Annotated in this window: 22 protein-coding genes; 20 read left to right on the top strand and 2 right to left on the bottom strand. The window is 75.1% G+C overall.

Features of this window, described 5'->3' with window-relative positions; genetic code table 11:
• Positions 1-73: 73 nt before the first annotated feature.
• The 7 genes from JQT67_RS06175 (at position 74) to JQT67_RS06145 (ending at position 3,603) form a co-directional block, all read left to right on the top strand.
• On the top strand, positions 74-853 hold the full coding sequence (locus JQT67_RS06175) for a hypothetical protein (RefSeq protein ID WP_021010912.1): 780 nt from the start codon (positions 74-76) through the stop codon (positions 851-853).
• A gap of 39 nt (positions 854-892) precedes the next feature.
• Positions 893-1,318: a DUF1801 domain-containing protein gene (locus JQT67_RS06170; RefSeq protein ID WP_208063923.1), complete on the top strand. Its 426-nt coding sequence runs from the start codon at positions 893-895 to the stop codon at positions 1,316-1,318.
• A complete protein-coding gene (locus tag JQT67_RS06165; RefSeq protein WP_208063922.1) occupies positions 1,311-1,541 on the top strand; it encodes an SCO4848 family membrane protein in 231 nt (76 codons plus the stop codon). The genes JQT67_RS06170 and JQT67_RS06165 overlap by 8 nt, the downstream gene beginning before the upstream one ends.
• Positions 1,542-1,642: 101 nt before the next feature.
• Positions 1,643-1,996, top strand: coding sequence for a hypothetical protein (locus tag JQT67_RS06160; protein ID WP_021010909.1), 354 nt, complete (start codon positions 1,643-1,645; stop codon positions 1,994-1,996).
• 81 nt (positions 1,997-2,077) lie between these two features.
• The gene (locus JQT67_RS06155) at positions 2,078-2,638 is read left to right on the top strand and encodes a hypothetical protein (protein ID WP_208063921.1); all 561 of its coding nucleotides are present in this window, start codon (positions 2,078-2,080) and stop codon (positions 2,636-2,638) included.
• A gap of 11 nt (positions 2,639-2,649) precedes the next feature.
• Positions 2,650-2,940 carry a hypothetical protein gene (locus tag JQT67_RS06150; RefSeq protein ID WP_021010907.1) on the top strand — a complete coding sequence of 97 codons (291 nt, stop codon included), beginning with the start codon at positions 2,650-2,652 and terminating at the stop codon, positions 2,938-2,940.
• Positions 2,941-3,063: 123 nt separating this feature from the next.
• The gene (locus tag JQT67_RS06145; protein WP_208063920.1) at positions 3,064-3,603 is read left to right on the top strand and encodes an OsmC family protein; all 540 of its coding nucleotides are present in this window, start codon (positions 3,064-3,066) and stop codon (positions 3,601-3,603) included.
• A 15-nt stretch (positions 3,604-3,618) separates the two neighbouring features.
• Here JQT67_RS06145 and JQT67_RS06140 read toward each other — a convergent pair whose 3' ends face one another.
• Positions 3,619-4,380 carry an IclR family transcriptional regulator gene (locus tag JQT67_RS06140; protein WP_307864237.1) on the bottom strand — a complete coding sequence of 254 codons (762 nt, stop codon included), beginning with the start codon at positions 4,378-4,380 and terminating at the stop codon, positions 3,619-3,621.
• A gap of 43 nt (positions 4,381-4,423) precedes the next feature.
• On the opposite strand from JQT67_RS06140, the gene hutH reads away from it, so the two are divergent.
• The 6 genes from hutH to JQT67_RS06110 are packed head-to-tail and all read left to right on the top strand — an operon-like array spanning position 4,424 to position 11,940.
• Positions 4,424-6,028, top strand: coding sequence for a histidine ammonia-lyase (gene hutH, locus JQT67_RS06135; protein ID WP_208063918.1), 1,605 nt, complete (start codon positions 4,424-4,426; stop codon positions 6,026-6,028).
• 49 nt (positions 6,029-6,077) lie between these two features.
• The gene (gene hutU / locus JQT67_RS06130; RefSeq protein WP_026374201.1) at positions 6,078-7,736 is read left to right on the top strand and encodes a urocanate hydratase; all 1,659 of its coding nucleotides are present in this window, start codon (positions 6,078-6,080) and stop codon (positions 7,734-7,736) included.
• A gap of 2 nt (positions 7,737-7,738) precedes the next feature.
• Positions 7,739-8,947 (top strand): imidazolonepropionase, encoded by a 1,209-nt coding sequence (hutI, locus tag JQT67_RS06125; RefSeq protein WP_208063917.1) that lies wholly within the window; start codon positions 7,739-7,741, stop codon positions 8,945-8,947.
• Between the two features lie 33 nt (positions 8,948-8,980).
• Positions 8,981-10,126, top strand: coding sequence for a type III polyketide synthase (locus JQT67_RS06120; RefSeq protein ID WP_208063916.1), 1,146 nt, complete (start codon positions 8,981-8,983; stop codon positions 10,124-10,126).
• Positions 10,127-10,129: 3 nt separating this feature from the next.
• A complete protein-coding gene (locus tag JQT67_RS06115) occupies positions 10,130-10,840 on the top strand; it encodes a methyltransferase domain-containing protein (RefSeq protein ID WP_307864236.1) in 711 nt (236 codons plus the stop codon).
• The gene (locus JQT67_RS06110) at positions 10,837-11,940 is read left to right on the top strand and encodes an NAD(P)/FAD-dependent oxidoreductase (RefSeq protein ID WP_208063915.1); all 1,104 of its coding nucleotides are present in this window, start codon (positions 10,837-10,839) and stop codon (positions 11,938-11,940) included. Before JQT67_RS06115 ends, JQT67_RS06110 begins: the two co-directional genes overlap by 4 nt.
• Here JQT67_RS06110 and JQT67_RS06105 read toward each other — a convergent pair.
• Entirely contained in the window at positions 11,937-12,854 is a 918-nt protein-coding gene (locus tag JQT67_RS06105; protein WP_021010898.1) for an arginase family protein, read from the bottom strand. The two genes, JQT67_RS06110 and JQT67_RS06105, sit on opposite strands and share 4 nt — an antisense overlap.
• A gap of 112 nt (positions 12,855-12,966) precedes the next feature.
• Between JQT67_RS06105 and JQT67_RS06100 the strand changes: the two genes are divergently transcribed.
• From JQT67_RS06100 to rpsS, 7 genes are all read left to right on the top strand, one after another.
• On the top strand, positions 12,967-13,179 hold the full coding sequence (locus JQT67_RS06100; RefSeq protein ID WP_021010897.1) for an Rv0909 family putative TA system antitoxin: 213 nt from the start codon (positions 12,967-12,969) through the stop codon (positions 13,177-13,179).
• A 356-nt stretch (positions 13,180-13,535) separates the two neighbouring features.
• On the top strand, positions 13,536-13,844 hold the full coding sequence (gene rpsJ, locus JQT67_RS06095; RefSeq protein ID WP_021010896.1) for a 30S ribosomal protein S10: 309 nt from the start codon (positions 13,536-13,538) through the stop codon (positions 13,842-13,844).
• 8 nt (positions 13,845-13,852) lie between these two features.
• On the top strand, positions 13,853-14,503 hold the full coding sequence (gene rplC / locus JQT67_RS06090; protein WP_021010895.1) for a 50S ribosomal protein L3: 651 nt from the start codon (positions 13,853-13,855) through the stop codon (positions 14,501-14,503).
• A gap of 2 nt (positions 14,504-14,505) precedes the next feature.
• Positions 14,506-15,189, top strand: a complete 684-nt coding sequence (rplD, locus tag JQT67_RS06085; protein WP_021010894.1) for a 50S ribosomal protein L4 — start codon at positions 14,506-14,508, stop codon at positions 15,187-15,189.
• Positions 15,186-15,482 (top strand): 50S ribosomal protein L23, encoded by a 297-nt coding sequence (gene rplW, locus JQT67_RS06080; protein WP_021010893.1) that lies wholly within the window; start codon positions 15,186-15,188, stop codon positions 15,480-15,482. Before rplD ends, rplW begins: the two co-directional genes overlap by 4 nt.
• Before the next feature lie 19 nt (positions 15,483-15,501).
• Entirely contained in the window at positions 15,502-16,341 is an 840-nt protein-coding gene (gene rplB / locus JQT67_RS06075) for a 50S ribosomal protein L2 (RefSeq protein WP_021010892.1), read from the top strand.
• Between the two features lie 12 nt (positions 16,342-16,353).
• Positions 16,354-16,635, top strand: a complete 282-nt coding sequence (gene rpsS / locus JQT67_RS06070) for a 30S ribosomal protein S19 (protein ID WP_021010891.1) — start codon at positions 16,354-16,356, stop codon at positions 16,633-16,635.
• Positions 16,636-16,655 lie beyond the last annotated feature (20 nt).

The following is a 16,655-nucleotide window of genomic DNA, read 5'->3' as shown; positions in this document are numbered from 1 at the left end:
CCCCCGTTTTCGTCGTGCAGCGTGCTGCTCCGGGTCTGCGGCGGAGACCACCGCACTTCGATATCGTGCACGGATGCAGCCGAACGACTACGCCGCGCTCTCGGAGGCGCTGACCGGGTGGGCCGCTCAGGCGGACGGCGTGCTGGGCCTCGTGCTCGTCGGCAGCACCGCCGACGGCGCCCGCTCACCCGACGCCTGGAGCGACCACGACTTCTTCGTCGTCGCCGCACCGGGGGCGGCCGAGCAGCTCCGGGCGAGCAGCGCGTGGTTGCCGCCGCGCGGCACCCGGATCGTGCTGCACGAGCGCGACACCGAGCACGGCGCGTGGGTCGTCTTCGATGACGGGCACCTGCTCGAGTACGCCGTCTTCACGCCCGAGGAGCTCGCCCTCGCCCGCGCTGACGCGTACCGGATCGCCGTCGACCGCATCGGCGGCCTCGAGTCGCGGCTGCGCCACTCGCTCGAGCCGCCGCGCCGAGACGCGCGTACCGCCGCGACCCGGCTGCACCGCGCGCTCCTCGTCGGCGGCGGCCGTGGCGCGCGCGGCGAGCGGCTCGCGGCGCGCAGGCACCTGCTCGACGCCGCCGGCGCGCTCCTCGAGCTCGCGGGAGCGCTGCCCGCGAGCGGCACGGACGCCGACGCGCTCGGCCCTCGCGATCCGCACGATCCGTGGCGGCGCGCCGAGGCAGCGCAACCGGCGATCGCCGCCGAGCTCGAGGCGGCCCTCGCCAGGTCCGACCTCGGCGCCGCGGTGGCGATCGCCGACCTCGCCGCGCGCGTCGCCGGGTCTGCGCCCTGGTGGCCCGCGTCGCTCGCGACCGCCGTGCGCGATCGGCTCGCTGCCGGGCTGTGAGGAGCGCGCGCCCGCGCGTGGGGCGACTAGCCTGTCGGCATGGCAGAGGCGAAGACGAAGCCGACCGACGCGAGCGTCGCCGACTTCCTGGACGCCGCGCAGCCCGCGCGGCGCGCGGAGGACGCGAAGCGGCTCGTGGCGCTCATCCGCGAGGAGACGGGCGCCGAGCCCGTCATGTGGGGGCCGTCGATGGTCGGCTTCGGCTCGTTCCGCTACGTCTCCCCCTCCGGCTCCTCGACCGGCGACTGGCCCAAGGTCGCGCTGTCGCCGCGGAGGGCTGCGCTCACGCTCTACGGGCTCAAGGACCTCCCCGAGGGCGCGGCGCTGCTCCCCGAGCTCGGCGAGTACACCGAGGGCGCGGGGTGCGTCTACGTCAAGCGGCTCGAGGCGATCGACGAGGACGTGCTGCGCAGGCTCGTGCGCATCGCGTGGCAGCGCGAGGACGACGGGCCGCGCGATGCCTGAGGCCGTCGGCACGCTCGGCGCCATCCTGCTGCTCGTCGGGGCGGCGTTCAGCGCCGTCGTCTGGCCCGCGTTCCTCCGGCGCGTCGCGCGCGACGAGCGCGCCCGCGACGCGGCGGGTCGACCGACGCGCTTCCTCACGGTGCACGTGACCCTCGTCGCGATCGCGATCGTCATCGCGATCGCGCAGGCCGTCGCCGGCATCTGGTGGCTCGCCGTCTCCTGAGCACGGCCGGCGTCCCGAGCCCGGGGAGCGCGCTCCCAGCCGCATCCGCTTGGCTGGTCGCAGCGGTCGCGACCGCGGCCGCGCGAGAGGAGAGCTGCAGCATGGCTGGATTCGAGGACCTCGCCGACGAGGCGCGCGAGCCGCGCGACGACGAGATGCCCGGCACGCGATCGCCCGCGAACGAGCTCATCGGCGCCGACGGCGCCGGATCGGACGAGTCGAGCACCGACCCGAACGTGCCGAGCGCCGACACCGAGGCGACGAGCGGCGCCTGGGCCGCGGCAGACCACACCGGCTCGGAGGAGGGCGGCGACGGCTTCGGGCCCGAGGGCACCCGCTCGCCTGCGACCGAGCCCGACGCGATGGGCACGGGCGAGCCCGGCGACGCCGACATCGACGCGAGCGGCTTCGGCGACCCCTTCGACGGCGGCGCCGTCGACGTGCGCGGCGACTGACTGATGCCGCTCCCAGCCGGCGGTGCTTGGCTGGGAGCGGAGCCGGCGCACCGGTGCCGGCCCTGACCTGGAGGTGCGAGCATGGCAGACAGCCCCATCCGCGACGGCGGCGACCAGCCCCTCGACGACGAGCCGAAGCGCCCCGACGGCACCGACCCGCTCGACACGGTGCCCGTGCGCCGAGGCGGCGACCACCCGCCGGAGGACGACCGGCAGCTGCCCGCGGGCGGCGAGCCCGGCCTGCCGTACCCGAACGCGGATCGCGACGGGCAATCGGACTTCGTCGCCGACGCGACCGGCGAGCGCTACGAGCGCACCGTCGACGAGGGGCTCGAGCGCATCGACGAGCACCGCGCGCGCATCGAGGAGCTCGAGGCCGAGCAGCCGGGCGCGGCCGTCGGCTCCTCCGGCTCGTCGCTGCCGGCCGGCCCGGGCGCGCCCGACGTGCCGGGCGGCCCGGTCGGCTCCGGCGACGCCGGCGTCGCCGAGCCCGACCCCGCCGCTCCCGACCCGACCGCGCCCGGCGCGCCCACGGCGCCCACGGCGCCGCGGGGCCCGGGCACGCTCGACCCCGCCGCGCCGGTCGGCGACCCGGCGGGCGACGCGAGCGCGCTCGACGACATCGACAGGGCGCAGTCCTGAGAGGGGGAGACGTGCAGCACGACGACATCGAGCCCATCGACGGCATCGAGGACATCGAGGAGCCCGAGCGCTCCCGCGACGACGACGAGGCGCCGGAGCTCGCGCTCGACGCCGACGTCCCGGACGGCATCTCGGGCGACCTCTCGGGCCGCTCGTACGACGAGCTCTCGGACCTCGCCCGAGCGGCGATCGAGCGCGACGATGCGACGGCCAACGCCGAGCTCGAGCCCGACGACGCGGCCGCGGCGGTCGTGGAGGGCTCCGAGCCCCCGGGGCCCGATGCGGACGAGCGGCCGGTCTGACGCTCGGCCTCGAGCGGCGCCGCGTGACGTCGCGTGACCCGGCATGACGGCGCGTGACGCGGCGGGCTGCACGGCCCGCCGCGCGCGTGCGAGCGTGTGGATCCCGAACCGAAGGAGCACCGCATGCCCGTCACCACCGCATCCGCCGTCACCGTCACCGCCGCCGATCGCGCGGGCCGCCTCGAGCGCGCCGAGCGCGCATGGGGCGACCGGCTCGCCGCGGACCCCCGCGATGCGCGACTCGCGGTCGCCGTCTCGGGCGACCCCGAGGGCGCCGTCGCGACGCGCATCACCGCGGGACGGCACTCGTGGCTCATCGACGAGCCCGCCGGCCTCGCGGGCGACGACGCCGGGGCGAGCCCCGTCGAGGCGGCGCTCGGCGCCCTGCTCGCGTGCCAGACGGTCGTCTACCGCCTCTACGCGCAGCGGCTCGGGGTGACGATCGACCGGCTCGAGCTGCGCGCCGAGGGCGAGCTCGACGTGCGCGGGCTCTTCGGCGCCGACGACGTGCGGCCCGGGTTCGCGGGCGTGCGCGTCGTCGTCGACATCGACGGACCGCACGAGCGCGAGCGCTTCGAGGAGTTGCGGCGCGTCGTCGACGCCCACTGCCCCGTGCACGACCTGTTCTCGAACCCGACGCCGATCGAGACGCGCCTCGCGTGAGCCTGGGCCGCCGGCTCAGCCGCCGCCGAGCCTCCGCGTGAGCTCGGCGGCGGCGTCGGCGCAGCGCGCGCCGAGCGCGGCCCAGTCGGCGGGGTCCGCGTCGGCGAGCCGGAACGTCAGCCCCACCGCGGCCGCGGGGTGCCCCGCGGCATCGCGCGCGGCGGCCGCGACCGAGCCGTAGGACGCATCCACCTCGCCCTCCTCGATCGCGAAGCCCCGCCGACGCACGGCCGCGAGCATCGCCGTGAGCGCCGCGCGCGTCGCCGGTCGCTCGCCCTCGAGGTCGCGGTCGTGCGGCAGCAGCGCCCGCACCTGGTCGGGACCGAGCGCCGCGAGCATCGCGCGTCCCGTCGCGGTGCGCACCGCAGGCAGCCGCACGCCCACGCGCGAGACCGTCGCGGGCGAGCGCCGGCCCTCGCCGCGGCCCGCGTAAGCGACGTCGCGGCCCGCGAGCACGGCGAGGTGGCTCGTCGCCGGGAGGCCCGCGGCGGCGACAAGCCGGTCGAGGATCGGCTGCGCGAGCCGCTCGAGCCGCGTCGCAGCCGCGACGCGCGAGCCGAGCTGCTGCACGCGGGCGCTCGCTCCCCACGCGCCGAGCTCGGGGTAGTGCACGAGGAAGCCCTCCTCGCGCATGACCTGCAGCAGCTGGTAGGCGCTCGAGCGCGGCAGTCCGAGCTCGCGCGCGATCGTCGCCGCGCGCACGGGGCCGGGCTGCTCGGCGAGCAGCGCGAGCACGCGCAGCGCGCTGCGCGCCGCCGGCATCCTCGGGGCTCCCACCGTGCCGCCTCCCGCAACAGAGTCTGAGATCTCAGACACCAGTATGCGGCGAGCGGGTGCGCGGAGCGGTCGAGCGCGCTGGGATGGGGTCGTGGCAGTGGTCATCGGCGACAACCCCCTCACCCGACGCGAGGTCGTGCAGGTCGCGCGCTTCGACGCCCCCGTGGCGCTCAGCGACGCGGCGCTCGCGCGCATCGACGCGGCGCGCGACGTCATCGACGCGCTCGCGGCCGACGAGCGGCCCCACTACGGCATCTCGACCGGCTTCGGGGCGCTCGCGAACACGGCGATCGCGCCCGGCGACCGCACGCGCTTGCAGCAGTCGCTCATCCGCTCGCACGCCGCCTCGAGCGGCGAGGCGGTCGAGCGCGAGGTCGTGCGCGGCCTCATGCTCCTGCGGCTCCAGACGCTCGCGACGGGCCGCACGGGCGTCCGCCGAGCGACCGCCGAGCGCTACGTCGGCATGCTCAACGCCGGCATCACGCCGGTCGTCGGCGAGTACGGCTCGCTCGGCTGCTCGGGCGACCTCGCGCCGCTCTCGCACGTCGCGCTCGCGGCGATGGGGGAGGGGGTCGTCGAGCTCGGCGGCGAGGTGATGGATGCGTCGACCGCGCTCGAGCGCGCCGGGCTCGCTCCCGTCGTGCTCGCCGAGAAGGAGGGGCTCGCGCTCGTCAACGGCACCGACGGCATGCTCGCGATGCTGTGCCTCGCGCTCGCCGATCTCGACAAGCTGCTCGACGCGGCCGACCTCGCCGCGGCGATGAGCGTCGAGGGGCTGCTCGGCACTGACGCGCCGTTCGCGCCCGAGCTCATGGCGCTGCGCCCGCACCCCGGGCAAGCGGCGAGCGCGGCGAACATCGCGGCGCTGCTCGAGGGCAGCCCGATCGTCGCGAGCCACAAGGGCCCCGAGGACACGCGCGTGCAGGACGCCTACTCGCTGCGCTGCGCGCCGCAGGTGCACGGCACCGCGCGCGACACCGCCGCCCATGCCGCGCGCGTCGCCGAGATCGAGCTCGCGAGCGCGATCGACAACCCGGTCGTGCTGCCCGACGGCCGGGTCGTCTCGAACGGCAACTTCCACGGCGCGCCGATCGCGGCGGTGCTCGACTTCCTCGCGATCGCGATCGCCGACGTCGCCTCGATGAGCGAGCGCCGCTCCGACCGCTTCCTCGATCCCGCGCGCTCCTTCGGCCTGCCGCCCTTCCTCGCCGACGACCCGGGCGTCGACTCGGGCCTCATGATCGCGCAGTACACGCAAGCCGGCATCGTCTCCGAGCTCAAGCGGCTCGCGGCGCCCGCCTCGGTCGACTCGATCCCCTCGAGCGCGATGCAGGAGGACCACGTCTCGATGGGCTGGGGCGCTGCCCGCAAGCTGCGCCGCGCGATCGACGGGCTCGGCCGCGTGCTCGCGATCGAGGTCATGACGGCGGCGCGCGGCATCGAGCTGCGCGGCGACCCGCCCGGGCCCCGGACCGGCCGCGTCGTCGAGCAGCTGCGGAGGAGCGTGCCGGGCATCGGGCCCGACCGCTTCCTCGCCCGCGACATCGAGGCATCCGTCGCCTTCGTCGTCGGCGGCGGGGCGCTCGCGGCGGCGGACCTGCTCGGCTCGGCCGACGCTTGGGCTCCCGCTGCCGCCGCCGCGCGATGACGCGCTTGCACGACGGAGACGGAACGATCGACAGGGACAGGAGGACGCCATGGAGGGCGCACGAGAGGTGAGGGCGCACCTCGGCAGCGAGCTGCACGCGAAGGGCTGGCCGCAGGAGGCGGCGCTGCGGATGCTGCAGAACAACCTCGATCCCGAGGTCGCCGAGCACCCCGACGAGCTCGTCGTCTACGGCGGCACGGGGCGCGCGGCGCGCGACTGGCGCTCGTTCGACGCGATCGTGCGCGAGCTCGAGTCGCTCGAGGCCGACGAGACGCTGCTCGTGCAGTCGGGGCGGCCCGTGGGCGTCATGCGCACCCACGAGTGGGCGCCGCGCGTGCTCATCGCCAACTCCAACCTCGTCGGCGACTGGGCGACGTGGCCCGAGTTCCGCCGGCTCGAGGCCGAGGGGCTCACGATGTACGGCCAGATGACGGCCGGCAGCTGGATCTACATCGGCACCCAGGGCATCCTGCAGGGCACGTTCGAGACCTTCGCGGCCGTCGCGCGGAAGCTCGGGCGCGAGTCGCTCGCGGGCACCATCACGCTCACCGCGGGGCTCGGCGGCATGGGCGGCGCTCAGCCGCTCGCGGTGACGATGAACGACGGCGTCGCGATCTGCGTCGAGGTCGACCGCTCGCGCATCGCGCGCCGCATCGAGCACCGCTACCTCGACGTCGAGGCGGAGGACGTGGCGGATGCGCTCGCTCGCGCGATCGAGGCGAGGGACGCCGGGCGGGCGCTCTCGATCGGCCTGCACGCGAACGCCGCCGACGTCGTGCCGGCGCTGCTCGCGATGGGCGCGCCGATCGACGTCGTCACCGACCAGACGAGCGCGCACGACCCGCTCGCGTACCTCCCGAGCGGCGTCGCGTTCGACGACTGGACGGCCGAGCGCGAGAGCGACCCCGCGGCCTTCACCGAGCGCGCCCGCGCCTCGATGGCGCGCCACGTCGAGGCGATGGTCGGCTTCCAGCGCGCGGGCGCGGAGGTCTTCGACTACGGCAACTCGATCCGCGCCGAGGCGCAGCTCGGCGGCTTCGCCGACGCGTTCGCGTTCCCCGGCTTCGTGCCCGCCTACATCCGGCCGCTCTTCTGCGAGGGGAAGGGCCCCTTCCGCTGGGCGGCGCTCTCGGGCGACCCCGAGGACATCCGCCGCACCGACGAGGCGATCCTCGAGCTCTTCCCCGACGACGCGCACCTGCACCGCTGGATCCGCATGGCGCAGGAGCGGGTGCACTTCCAGGGGCTCCCCGCGCGCATCTGCTGGCTCGGCGCCGGCGAGCGCCACCGCGCGGGGCTGCGCTTCAACGAGATGGTCGCCGACGGCACGCTCTCGGCGCCGATCGTCATCGGCCGCGACCACCTCGACTCCGGCTCGGTCGCGAGCCCCTACCGCGAGACCGAGGCGATGCGCGACGGCTCCGACGCGATCGCCGACTGGCCGCTGCTCAACGCGCTCGTCAACACCGCCTCGGGCGCGAGCTGGGTCTCGATCCACCACGGCGGCGGCGTCGGCATCGGCCGCTCGATCCACGCGGGGCAGGTGACGGTCGCCGACGGCTCGCCGCTCGCAGCCGCGAAGCTCGAGCGCGTGCTCTCGAACGACCCGGCGATGGGCGTCATCCGCCACGTCGACGCGGGCTACGACGAGGCCGAGCGGTTCGCGCAGCTGCAGGGCATCCCGATCCCCATGCGGCGAGGGGCGTGACGATGGCGACCCTCGTGACCGGCATCGGCGAGCTCACGACGAACGACGACGAGCTGGGCCGGATGCGCGACGCGGCGCTCGTGCTCGAGGGCGAGCTCGTGGCGTGGGTCGGCCCGGCCGCCGAGGCGCCGGCGGCCGACGACGCCGTCGACGTCGGCGGCCGCGCGGTGCTGCCCGGCTGGGTCGACAGCCACACGCACCTCGTCTTCGCGGGCGACCGCACCGCGGAGTTCGAGGCGCGGATGGCCGGCGAGCCCTACGCCGCCGGGGGCATCGCAGCGACGGTCGCCGCGACGCGCGCGGCGAGCGACGCCGAGCTCGCGGCGACCCTCGACCGGCTCGCCGACGAGGCGCTGCGCGGCGGCACGACCGCGATCGAGGTCAAGACCGGCTACGGCCTCACGATCGCCGACGAGGCCCGCTCGGCGCGCATCGCCCGCGGCCGCGCCGACGCGGTCACGTTCCTCGGCGCGCACCTCGTGCCCGAGGGGGCGGATGCCGACGGCTACGTCGACCTCGTCGCGGGCGAGATGCTCGAGGCCGTCGCGCCGCTCGTCGACGCCGTCGACGTGTTCTGCGAGCGCGGCGCGTTCGACGAGGCGCAATCGCACCGCGTGCTCGAGGCGGGGAAGGAGCGCGGCCTCGCGATGCGCGTGCACGGCAACCAGCTGGGCCCGGGCCCGGGCGTGCGGCTCGCGGTCGAGCTCGGCGCGCTGAGCGTCGACCACGTCGCGTTCCTCGGCGACGACGAGGTCGCGCTGCTCGCCGACTCGTGGCACGGCGGCCGCGGCACGGTCGCGACGGTGCTGCCCGCGTGCGACCTCTCGACGCGCATGCCGCTCGCGCCCGCGCGGCGGCTCCTCGACGCCGGCGCCGTCGTCGCGATCGCGAGCAACTGCAACCCCGGCTCGAGCTACACGACCTCGATGGCGTACTGCGTCGCGACCGCCGTGCTGCAGATGGGGCTCACGGTCGAGGAGGCCGTGCGCGCCGCGACCCTCGGCGGCGCCGTCGCGCTCGATCGCGACGCGCCCCGCTTCGACCGGCACGGGCAGCCGCTCCCGCCGCTCGGCCGCCTCCGCCCCGGCGCCCGCGCCGACCTGCAGGTGCTCGACGCCCCCTCGGCGACGCACCTCGCCTACCGACCGGGCGTGCCCCTCGTGCACGCGGTGTGGCGCCGCGGCGAAGCGGTCCTCCGCCCGCGCTCCTAGGTTCCTCAGGGACGCGCGCCGTAGTCTCGCGCCATGACGGTGCGACTTCGCGGCCTGTCGACGGCAGTGCCGCCGACGCAGCTCCAGCAGACCGAGGTCGCGGAGGTCTTCGGCGGCCAGCCGGGGCTGAGCCGCCTCGCCCAGCGCATCGTCTCGACCTCCTTCGGCCTCTCGGGCATCGAGCGCCGCTACACCGTGCTCGAGGAGCTCTCGACGAGCGGCCCCGAGGTCGCGGAGCCCGAGTTCTACGACCGCTCGAGCGGGCTCATCCTCGACCCCGGCACGCGGCTGCGCAACGACCGCTACGCCGAGCACGCGACGCGCCTCTACGTCGAGGCCGGCCGGGCGGCGCTCGCGGCGACGCCCGGCATCGAGGCGGGCGACGTCACGCACGTCATCACCGTCTCGTGCACGGGCTTCTACGCGCCCGGGCCCGACTTCGTGCTCGCGCGCGACCTCGGCCTGCCCGCCGGCGTGCAGCGCTACCACCTCGGCTTCATGGGCTGCTACGCGTCGATGCCCGCGCTGCGGCTCGCGGCGCAGCTGTGCGAGGCGGATGCGTCGGCGGTCGTGCTCGTCGTGAGCGTCGAGCTGTGCACCCTGCACCTGCGCACCTCCAACGACCCCGACACGATCGTCGCGACCTCCCTCTTCGGCGACGGCGCGGGCGCCGGCATCGTCACGGCGAGGCCGCTCGAGCCGGGGGAGCGCGCGCTGCGCCTCGACGGCTTCGCGACCCGCACGACGCCCGAGGGCGAGGGCGACATGGCGTGGCGCATCGGCGACCACGGCTTCGAGATGGTGCTCTCGAACGCGGTGCCCTCGCTCATCGGCGAGCACGTGACCGGCGCGATCGAGCCGCTGCTCGAGCCCGAGCCGTCGCTCGTCGAGGCGCTCCGCGGCGGCCGCGTCGGCAGCCCGATCGAGCACTGGGCGATCCACCCCGGCGGCCGCAGCATCCTCGACCACGTCGAGTCGACGCTCTCGCTCTCCGAGGCGCAGCTCGAGCCCGCGCGCGACACGCTCCGCGACTTCGGCAACATGTCGAGCGCGACCGTGCTGTTCGTGCTGCAGCGCATCCTCGAGGGCGGCGCCGCGCAGGACGGCGATCGGGTCGCGGCGATGGCCTTCGGGCCGGGCCTCACCGTCGAGTCGGCGCTCCTGACCGTCGAGGGCTGAGGCGTGCTGCCGCAGCTGCGCCGGCGCGACCCCGACGTGCGGGAGGAGATGGACGACCCCGCGTGCGACCCGCGGGCGCTCGAGCGCACCTACGCGCGCTTCGGCATCGTCAACGCCGTCGTCTCGGCGCCCCGCGCCGTCTACCGCGAGTGGGTGCGGCCGCGGCTCCGCGCAGGCGGGACGGTGCGGCTGCTCGACGTCGGCACGGGCGGCGCCGACCTCCCGCGCCGGCTGCTGCGCTGGGCCGCCGCCGACGGCGACCTGCGCGTCGTCGCGATCGACCCCGACGCGCGCTCGGTCGCGTACGCGCGCTCGCTCTCGCCGGTGCCGGGACTCGAGCTGCGGCAGGCGACGACGCTCGACCTCGCGCGCGCGGGCGAGCGCTTCGACGTCGTGCTCTCGAACCACGTGCTCCACCACCTCTCGGGCGCCGAGCTCGGCGCGATCCTCGCCGACTCCGAGGCGCTCCTGCGGCCCGGCGGCGTCGCGGTGCACGGCGACATCGCGCGCTCGGCGCTCGCCTACGCCGCGTTCGCCGCGGGCACCGCGCCGTTCCAGCCGACGCTCCTGCGCGGCACCTTCATCCGCGCCGACGGGCTCGCCTCCATCCGCCGCAGCCACACGGCGCGCGAGCTCGCCGCCGCCGCGCCGCCCGGCTGGTGCGTGCGCCGCGGCATCCCGTACCGGCTCGAGCTCGTCCGGCGAGTGCCGTGACCGAGCGCCGCGACGTCGCGATCGTCGGCGGCGGCGCCGCCGGCCTGCTGCTCGGCTGCCTGCTCGCGCAGCGGGGCATCGACGTCGTCGTGCTCGAGCGCCGGGCGTCGCCGTCGCGGAGCTCGCGCGCGATCGGCATCCACCCGCCCGGCCTCCGCGCCCTCGACGCGGCGGGCGTCGGCACCGCCGTGCGGGCCGAGGGGCACCGGGTGCGGGGCGGCATCGCGCTGGCCGCCGGCCGGCAGCTCGCGCGGCTGCGCTTCGACGACCTCATCCACACGCTGCCGCAGCACCGCACCGAGGCGCTGCTGCGCGAGCGGCTCGCGGCGCTCGCTCCCGGGGCGCTGCGACAGGGCACGGAGGCCACCGGCGTCCGCGCCGCGGCCGACCGCGTCGCGCTCGAGACGGCGGAGGGCCGCGTCGACGCCCGCTGGCTCGTCGGCGCCGACGGCATCCGCAGCACCGTGCGCGAGCTCGCCGGCATCGGCGTGCGCGTGCACCGCGGCACGGGCCCCTACGCGATGGCGGACGGCCCCGACGGCACGGGCGCGCGCGGCATCGCCCTGCTCCACCTCGAGCGCGACGGCATCGTCGAGTCGTTCCCGCTCCCCGGCGGCGACCGCCGGTGGGTCGCGCGGCTGCGCGAGCCCGAGCCGGCCATGACCGCCGAGCGCCTGCAGGCCATCCTCGCCGCGCGGCTCGCCGAGCCGCCCCGACTGCCGTCCGATGCCCCCGCGAGCGCGTTCGTCGCGCGGCAGCGGCTCGCGACGACGTTCGCGCGCGGCCCGATCGCACTCATCGGCGACGCGGCCCACGAGGTGAGCCCGATCGGCGGGCAGGGCATGAGCCTCGGCTGGCTCGACGCGCTCGAGCTCGATCGCGCGATCGCGGCCGCGACGGGCGACGACCCCTTCGCCGCCTACGCGGCGGCGCGGCGGCGCGCCGCCCTGCGTGCCATGCGGCGCGCGGCGTGGAACATGGGCATGGGCGCGCCCGTGCCGCCCGCGGGTCGCGCCGCGCGCCTCGCGCTCGCGCGAGCGCTCGGGCTCCCGCCCGCCCGCGGCGCGCTCGCCGCCGCGTTCACGATGCGCGGGCTCTAGGCCGCGCTCGCCGGGGGCCGCGAGGCGAGGCCCGCGAGCGCCTCGAGCACGCACACGGCGACGAGCCGCACCGTGCGGCCGTCGGGGGCGTCGGCGGATGCGTCGACCTCGGTGAAGTCGATCGACGTCACCGCGGGCGACGACGCGAGCGCCCGCACGAGCTGCCGCAGCTGCCACGCGGAGAGGCCCCCGGGCAGGGAGGCCGGGCAGCCGGGCGCGACCGCCCGGTCGCACGCGTCGACGTCGACGTCGACGTGCACCGGGCCGCCGGCCGCGCCCGCGATCGCGAGCGCCCGAGCGGCGATCTCGCGCATCGGCGCCTCCTCGCACGCGTCCCGCCCGATGACCGAGATGCCGGCCTCCGCCGCCCGGCGCGCGTACGCATCCGAGTTCGCGAAGTCCTGGATGCCGATCTGCACGACGCGCCGGCCGTCGAGGCCCGCCTCGAGCAGCCGCCGCACCGGCGAGCCGTTGCTGCGGCCGTCGCGCAGGTCGTGGTGGGCATCGATCGTGATGAGGCCCGCGGTGCCGATGCGCTCGCCCCACGCGCCGAGCGCCGCCGGCACGGTCGCGGCGTTGTCGCCGCCGAGCGCGAGCACGAGCCGAGCGCGCGCCGCGGCACGCGCGACGAGGCGCGCCGCTGCCGGCTCGTCGCCGTCGGGATCCGGGGCGTCACCCGCGTCGGCGATGCGCAGCGCCGCGACGTCTGCGCCCTCGGCGTGCGGCGAGCTGCGGCGGAGCGCCGAGCGCACGGCGCCCGGAGTGCCGTGCGCCGCGGTCGGGCTGATCGAGGTCGCGTGCGTGCCGATGCCGACGAGGGCAGCGTCGAGCGGGCCGTCGACCGCATCGAGCGCGGGCCAGCCCCCCGCGCGGGGCCAGCTCGGGTCGTGGGGGAGCGTCGACGGCGGGGGCATGCCCGCGACGCTAGCAAGTCGCACCGCACTCCCAGCCGCGCGGCCGCGGATCGTGCTTCTGTGGTCGGGCAGCGCCGCCGCCGGCGGCGCGCGGAGTGGACAGGAGGTGCGCATGGGTCTCGACGACCTCGTGGACAAGGGCAAGGCCGCCATGAACAGCGAGCACGGCGAGCAGGCGAGCGACAAGGGCATCGCGGGCGCGGGCGACGCGTTCGACTCGATGTCGGGCGGCCGCTTCGCCGAGCACACGGATCGCGTGCAGGAGCACGTCGACGGCGCCGTCGGCCAGGGCGACCAGCAGGCGCGGCAGGAACAGCAGCAGTAGTCGCTGCGCGACGGGGGCGGGCTGCGGCCCGCCCCCGTCGTCATGCCCCGGATCCCCGCGTCGTTCCGCGGTCCAAGCCGCGACACGCCCGGGTTGCACGGACATTCGCATCCGTGCGAGAATCGTCAGGTTGCAAACGCGGCGCTCTCCGCCGCTCACTGCCCTGCAGTGCACTGGACGATCACGATCCTGGGCCGCGGGCAGCCAACAAGAACTTCGCCGATGCAGAGCAGGGCTCGTCCATGCTCCGCGGCGGTGCGCGCTCCGCGAGGGGCATTGACAGAAGAACAGCGGTGCACTGACAGGTGCGTTGCGAGCAGCCGTAGAACGCTGCGTCGACAGGAAGAGAGTCAGCCATGGCGGGACAGAAGATCCGCATCCGACTGAAGTCGTACGACCACGAGGTCATCGACTCGTCGGCGCGGAAGATCGTCGACACCGTGACCCGTGCGGGCGCGACGGTGGTGGGCCCCGTGCCGCTGCCGACCGAGAAGAACGTGGTCGTCGTGATCCGTTCGCCGCACAAGTACAAGGACAGCCGCGAGCACTTCGAGAAGCGCACGCACAAGCGTCTCATCGACATCATCGACCCGACGCCGAAGGCCGTCGACTCGCTCATGCGCCTCGACCTGCCTGCTGACGTCAACATCGAGATCAAGCTCTAAGGAACGCCATGTCGAAGATCATGACGACGCGGGGCCTGCTCGGCACGAAGCTCGGGATGACCCAGGTGTGGGATGAGCAGAACAAGCTCGTCCCCGTCACGGTGCTCGAGATCACGCCGAACGTGGTCACGCAGATCCGCACGCCCGAGAAGGACGGCTACGCCGCGATCCAGATCGCCGCGGGCCAGATCGACCCGCGCAAGGTGAACCAGCCCTCGGCCGGTCACTTCACCGCTGCCGGCGTCACGCCGCGCCGCCACCTCGCCGAGGTCCGCACGGACAACGCCGGCGAGTACGAGCTCGGCCAGGAGCTGAGCGTCGACCTCTTCGCCCCCGGGCAGAAGATCGACGTCGTCGGCACCTCCAAGGGCAAGGGCTTCGCCGGTGTGATGAAGCGCCACAACTTCGCCGGCGTCTCCGCATCGCACGGTGCGCACCGCAACCACCGCAAGCCGGGCTCCATCGGCGCCTCGGCCACGCCGAGCCGCGTCTTCCGCGGCACGCGCATGGCCGGCCGCATGGGCGGCGCCCGCGTGTCGGTGCTGAACCTCACGGTCCACTCGATCGACGTCGAGCAGGGCCTCATGCTCGTCAAGGGCGCCGTCCCCGGCGCTCGCGGCCGACTCGTGTTCGTCCGCAACGCTGTGAAGGGAGCCTGAGCATGACCGCACAGGTCGCCATCGTCAACGCCGAGGGCCAGCAGGCCGGCTCCGTCGAGCTGCCCGCGAGCATCTTCGACGTCCAGACGAACGTTCCGCTGATCCACCAGGTCGTCGTCGCGCAGCTCGCCGCCGCGCGCCAGGGCACGCACTCGGCCAAGGGCCGCGGCGAGGTCTCCGGCTCCGGCACGAAGCCCTTCAAGCAGAAGGGCACCGGCCGCGCGCGCCAGGGCTCGATCCGCATGCCGCAGCACCGCGGCGGCGGCATCGTCCACGGCCCCGTGCCGCGCGACTACGCGCAGCGCACCCCCAAGAAGATGATCGCCGCAGCCCTGCTCGGCGCGCTCTCCGACCGCGCTCGCGGCGGCCGCCTGCACATCGTCGAGGCCTTCGGCGCCGCCGAGGCCCCGAAGACGCGCGTCGCCGTCGAGACGCTCAAGGCGCTCGGCGTCGCGAAGAACGTGCTGGTCGTGCTCGACCGCTCGGAGGAGAACGCGTTCCTGTCGGTGCGCAACCTCGCCGAGGTGCACGTGCTCGCGTGGGACCAGCTCAACGCGTACGACGTGCTCGTGAGCGACGACATCGTCTTCTCCAAGACCGCCTTCGACGCGTTCGTCGCGGCGAAGACCAAGGGCGAGGCGCCCGCCGCCGCGGCCGCCGAGGCAGACAAGGACGAGAACCGATGAGCGGCAACAAGGACCCTCGCGACATCATCATCCGACCCGTCGTGTCCGAGAAGAGCTACGCGCTCATCGACATGGGCAGCTACACCTTCGAGGTCGACCCCCGCGCGTCCAAGACCGAGATCAAGCTGGCGATCGAGAAGATCTTCGGCGTCAAGGTCGCCCGCGTGAACACCCTCAACCGCGTCGGCAAGGCGCGCCGCACCCGCTTCGGCATCGGCAAGCGCAAGGACACCAAGCGCGCCATCGTCAAGCTGAAGTCCGGCTCGATCGACATCTTCACGGCTGTCGGCTGAGGACGGAAGGAACAAGAGCATGGCAATCCGCAAGTACAAGCCGACGACCCCCGGTCGTCGTGGCTCCTCCGTCGCCGACTTCGCTGAGATCACCCGGTCGACGCCCGAGAAGTCGCTGCTGCGCCCGCTGCCCAAGACCGGCGGCCGCAACAACACCGGTCGCATCACGACCCGCCACATCGGTGGCGGCCACAAGCGCCAGTACCGCGTCATCGACTTCCGTCGCAACGACAAGGACGGCGTGAACGCCCGCGTCGCGCACATCGAGTACGACCCCAACCGCACGGCGCGCATCGCGCTGCTGCACTTCGAGGACGGCACGAAGCGCTACATCCTGGCTCCGAACAAGCTCTCGCAGGGCGACGTCGTGGAGTCGGGCGCTGGCGCCGACATCAAGCCGGGCAACAACCTGCCGCTGCGCAACATCCCCACGGGCACCGTCGTGCACGCGATCGAGCTCCGCCCCGGTGGCGGCGCGAAGCTCGCGCGCTCGGCTGGCGCCTCGGTGCGTCTCGTCGCCAAGGACGGCCCCTACGCGCAGCTCCGCCTGCCGTCGGGCGAGATCCGCAACGTCGACGCGCGCTGCCGCGCCACGATCGGCGAGGTCGGCAACGCCGAGCAGTCGAACATCAACTGGGGCAAGGCCGGCCGCAACCGCTGGAAGGGCATCCGCCCGACGGTCCGCGGTGTCGCGATGAACCCGGTCGACCACCCGCACGGCGGTGGCGAGGGCAAGACGAGCGGTGGCCGCCACCCCGTCAGCCCCTGGGGCCAGGCCGAGGGCCGCACGCGCCGCCCGAACAAGCCGAGCGACCAGCTCATCGTCCGTCGCCGCCCCACCGGCAAGAAGAAGCGCTAGTAGGAGAGTCCGATGCCCCGCAGCCTCAAGAAGGGTCCGTTCGTCGACGACCACCTCCTCACCAAGGTGGTTCGGCAGAACGAGGCCGGCAGCAAGAACGTCATCAAGACGTGGTCGCGCCGCTCGATGATCGTGCCGGCCATGCTCGGCCACACGATCGCCGTGCACGACGGTCGCAAGCACATCCCGGTCTTCGTCACCGAGACGATGGTCGGCCACAAGCTGGGCGAGTTCGCGCCCACCCGCACCTTCCGCGGTCACGTGAAGGACGACAAGAAGGGCCGTCGCCGCTGACGCGGCGACGGAGAAGGAGA

The sequence above is a fragment of the Agrococcus sp. TF02-05 genome (genome assembly GCF_017565345.1).
In the GTDB taxonomy this organism is placed as follows: domain Bacteria; phylum Actinomycetota; class Actinomycetes; order Actinomycetales; family Microbacteriaceae; genus Agrococcus; species Agrococcus pavilionensis.
The sequence above is the reverse complement of the archived record's forward strand: the minus strand, read 5'-3'. Positions and strand labels throughout refer to the sequence as shown.

Bases quoted from the DNA above. Each gene is read 5' to 3' on its own strand.
- hutU (WP_026374201.1), top strand. From the start codon at position 6,078: ATGGAGGGCGCACGAGAGGTGAGGGCGCACCTCGGCAGCGAGCTGCAC.
- hutI (WP_208063917.1), top strand. From the start codon at position 7,739: ATGGCGACCCTCGTGACCGGCATCGGCGAGCTCACGACGAACGACGAC.
- JQT67_RS06165 (WP_208063922.1), top strand. From the start codon at position 1,311: ATGCCTGAGGCCGTCGGCACGCTCGGCGCCATCCTGCTGCTCGTCGGG.
- JQT67_RS06155 (WP_208063921.1), top strand. From the start codon at position 2,078: ATGGCAGACAGCCCCATCCGCGACGGCGGCGACCAGCCCCTCGACGAC.
- JQT67_RS06175 (WP_021010912.1), top strand. From the start codon at position 74: ATGCAGCCGAACGACTACGCCGCGCTCTCGGAGGCGCTGACCGGGTGG.
- JQT67_RS06145 (WP_208063920.1), top strand. From the start codon at position 3,064: ATGCCCGTCACCACCGCATCCGCCGTCACCGTCACCGCCGCCGATCGC.
- hutH (WP_208063918.1), top strand. From the start codon at position 4,424: ATGCGGCGAGCGGGTGCGCGGAGCGGTCGAGCGCGCTGGGATGGGGTC.
- rplW (WP_021010893.1), top strand. From the start codon at position 15,186: ATGAGCGGCAACAAGGACCCTCGCGACATCATCATCCGACCCGTCGTG.
- rpsJ (WP_021010896.1), top strand. From the start codon at position 13,536: ATGGCGGGACAGAAGATCCGCATCCGACTGAAGTCGTACGACCACGAG.
- JQT67_RS06160 (WP_021010909.1), top strand. From the start codon at position 1,643: ATGGCTGGATTCGAGGACCTCGCCGACGAGGCGCGCGAGCCGCGCGAC.
- rplC (WP_021010895.1), top strand. From the start codon at position 13,853: ATGTCGAAGATCATGACGACGCGGGGCCTGCTCGGCACGAAGCTCGGG.
- JQT67_RS06105 (WP_021010898.1), bottom strand. From the start codon at position 12,854: ATGCCCCCGCCGTCGACGCTCCCCCACGACCCGAGCTGGCCCCGCGCG.
- JQT67_RS06120 (WP_208063916.1), top strand. From the start codon at position 8,981: ATGACGGTGCGACTTCGCGGCCTGTCGACGGCAGTGCCGCCGACGCAG.
- JQT67_RS06100 (WP_021010897.1), top strand. From the start codon at position 12,967: ATGGGTCTCGACGACCTCGTGGACAAGGGCAAGGCCGCCATGAACAGC.
- rplB (WP_021010892.1), top strand. From the start codon at position 15,502: ATGGCAATCCGCAAGTACAAGCCGACGACCCCCGGTCGTCGTGGCTCC.
- rpsS (WP_021010891.1), top strand. From the start codon at position 16,354: ATGCCCCGCAGCCTCAAGAAGGGTCCGTTCGTCGACGACCACCTCCTC.
- rplD (WP_021010894.1), top strand. From the start codon at position 14,506: ATGACCGCACAGGTCGCCATCGTCAACGCCGAGGGCCAGCAGGCCGGC.
- JQT67_RS06170 (WP_208063923.1), top strand. From the start codon at position 893: ATGGCAGAGGCGAAGACGAAGCCGACCGACGCGAGCGTCGCCGACTTC.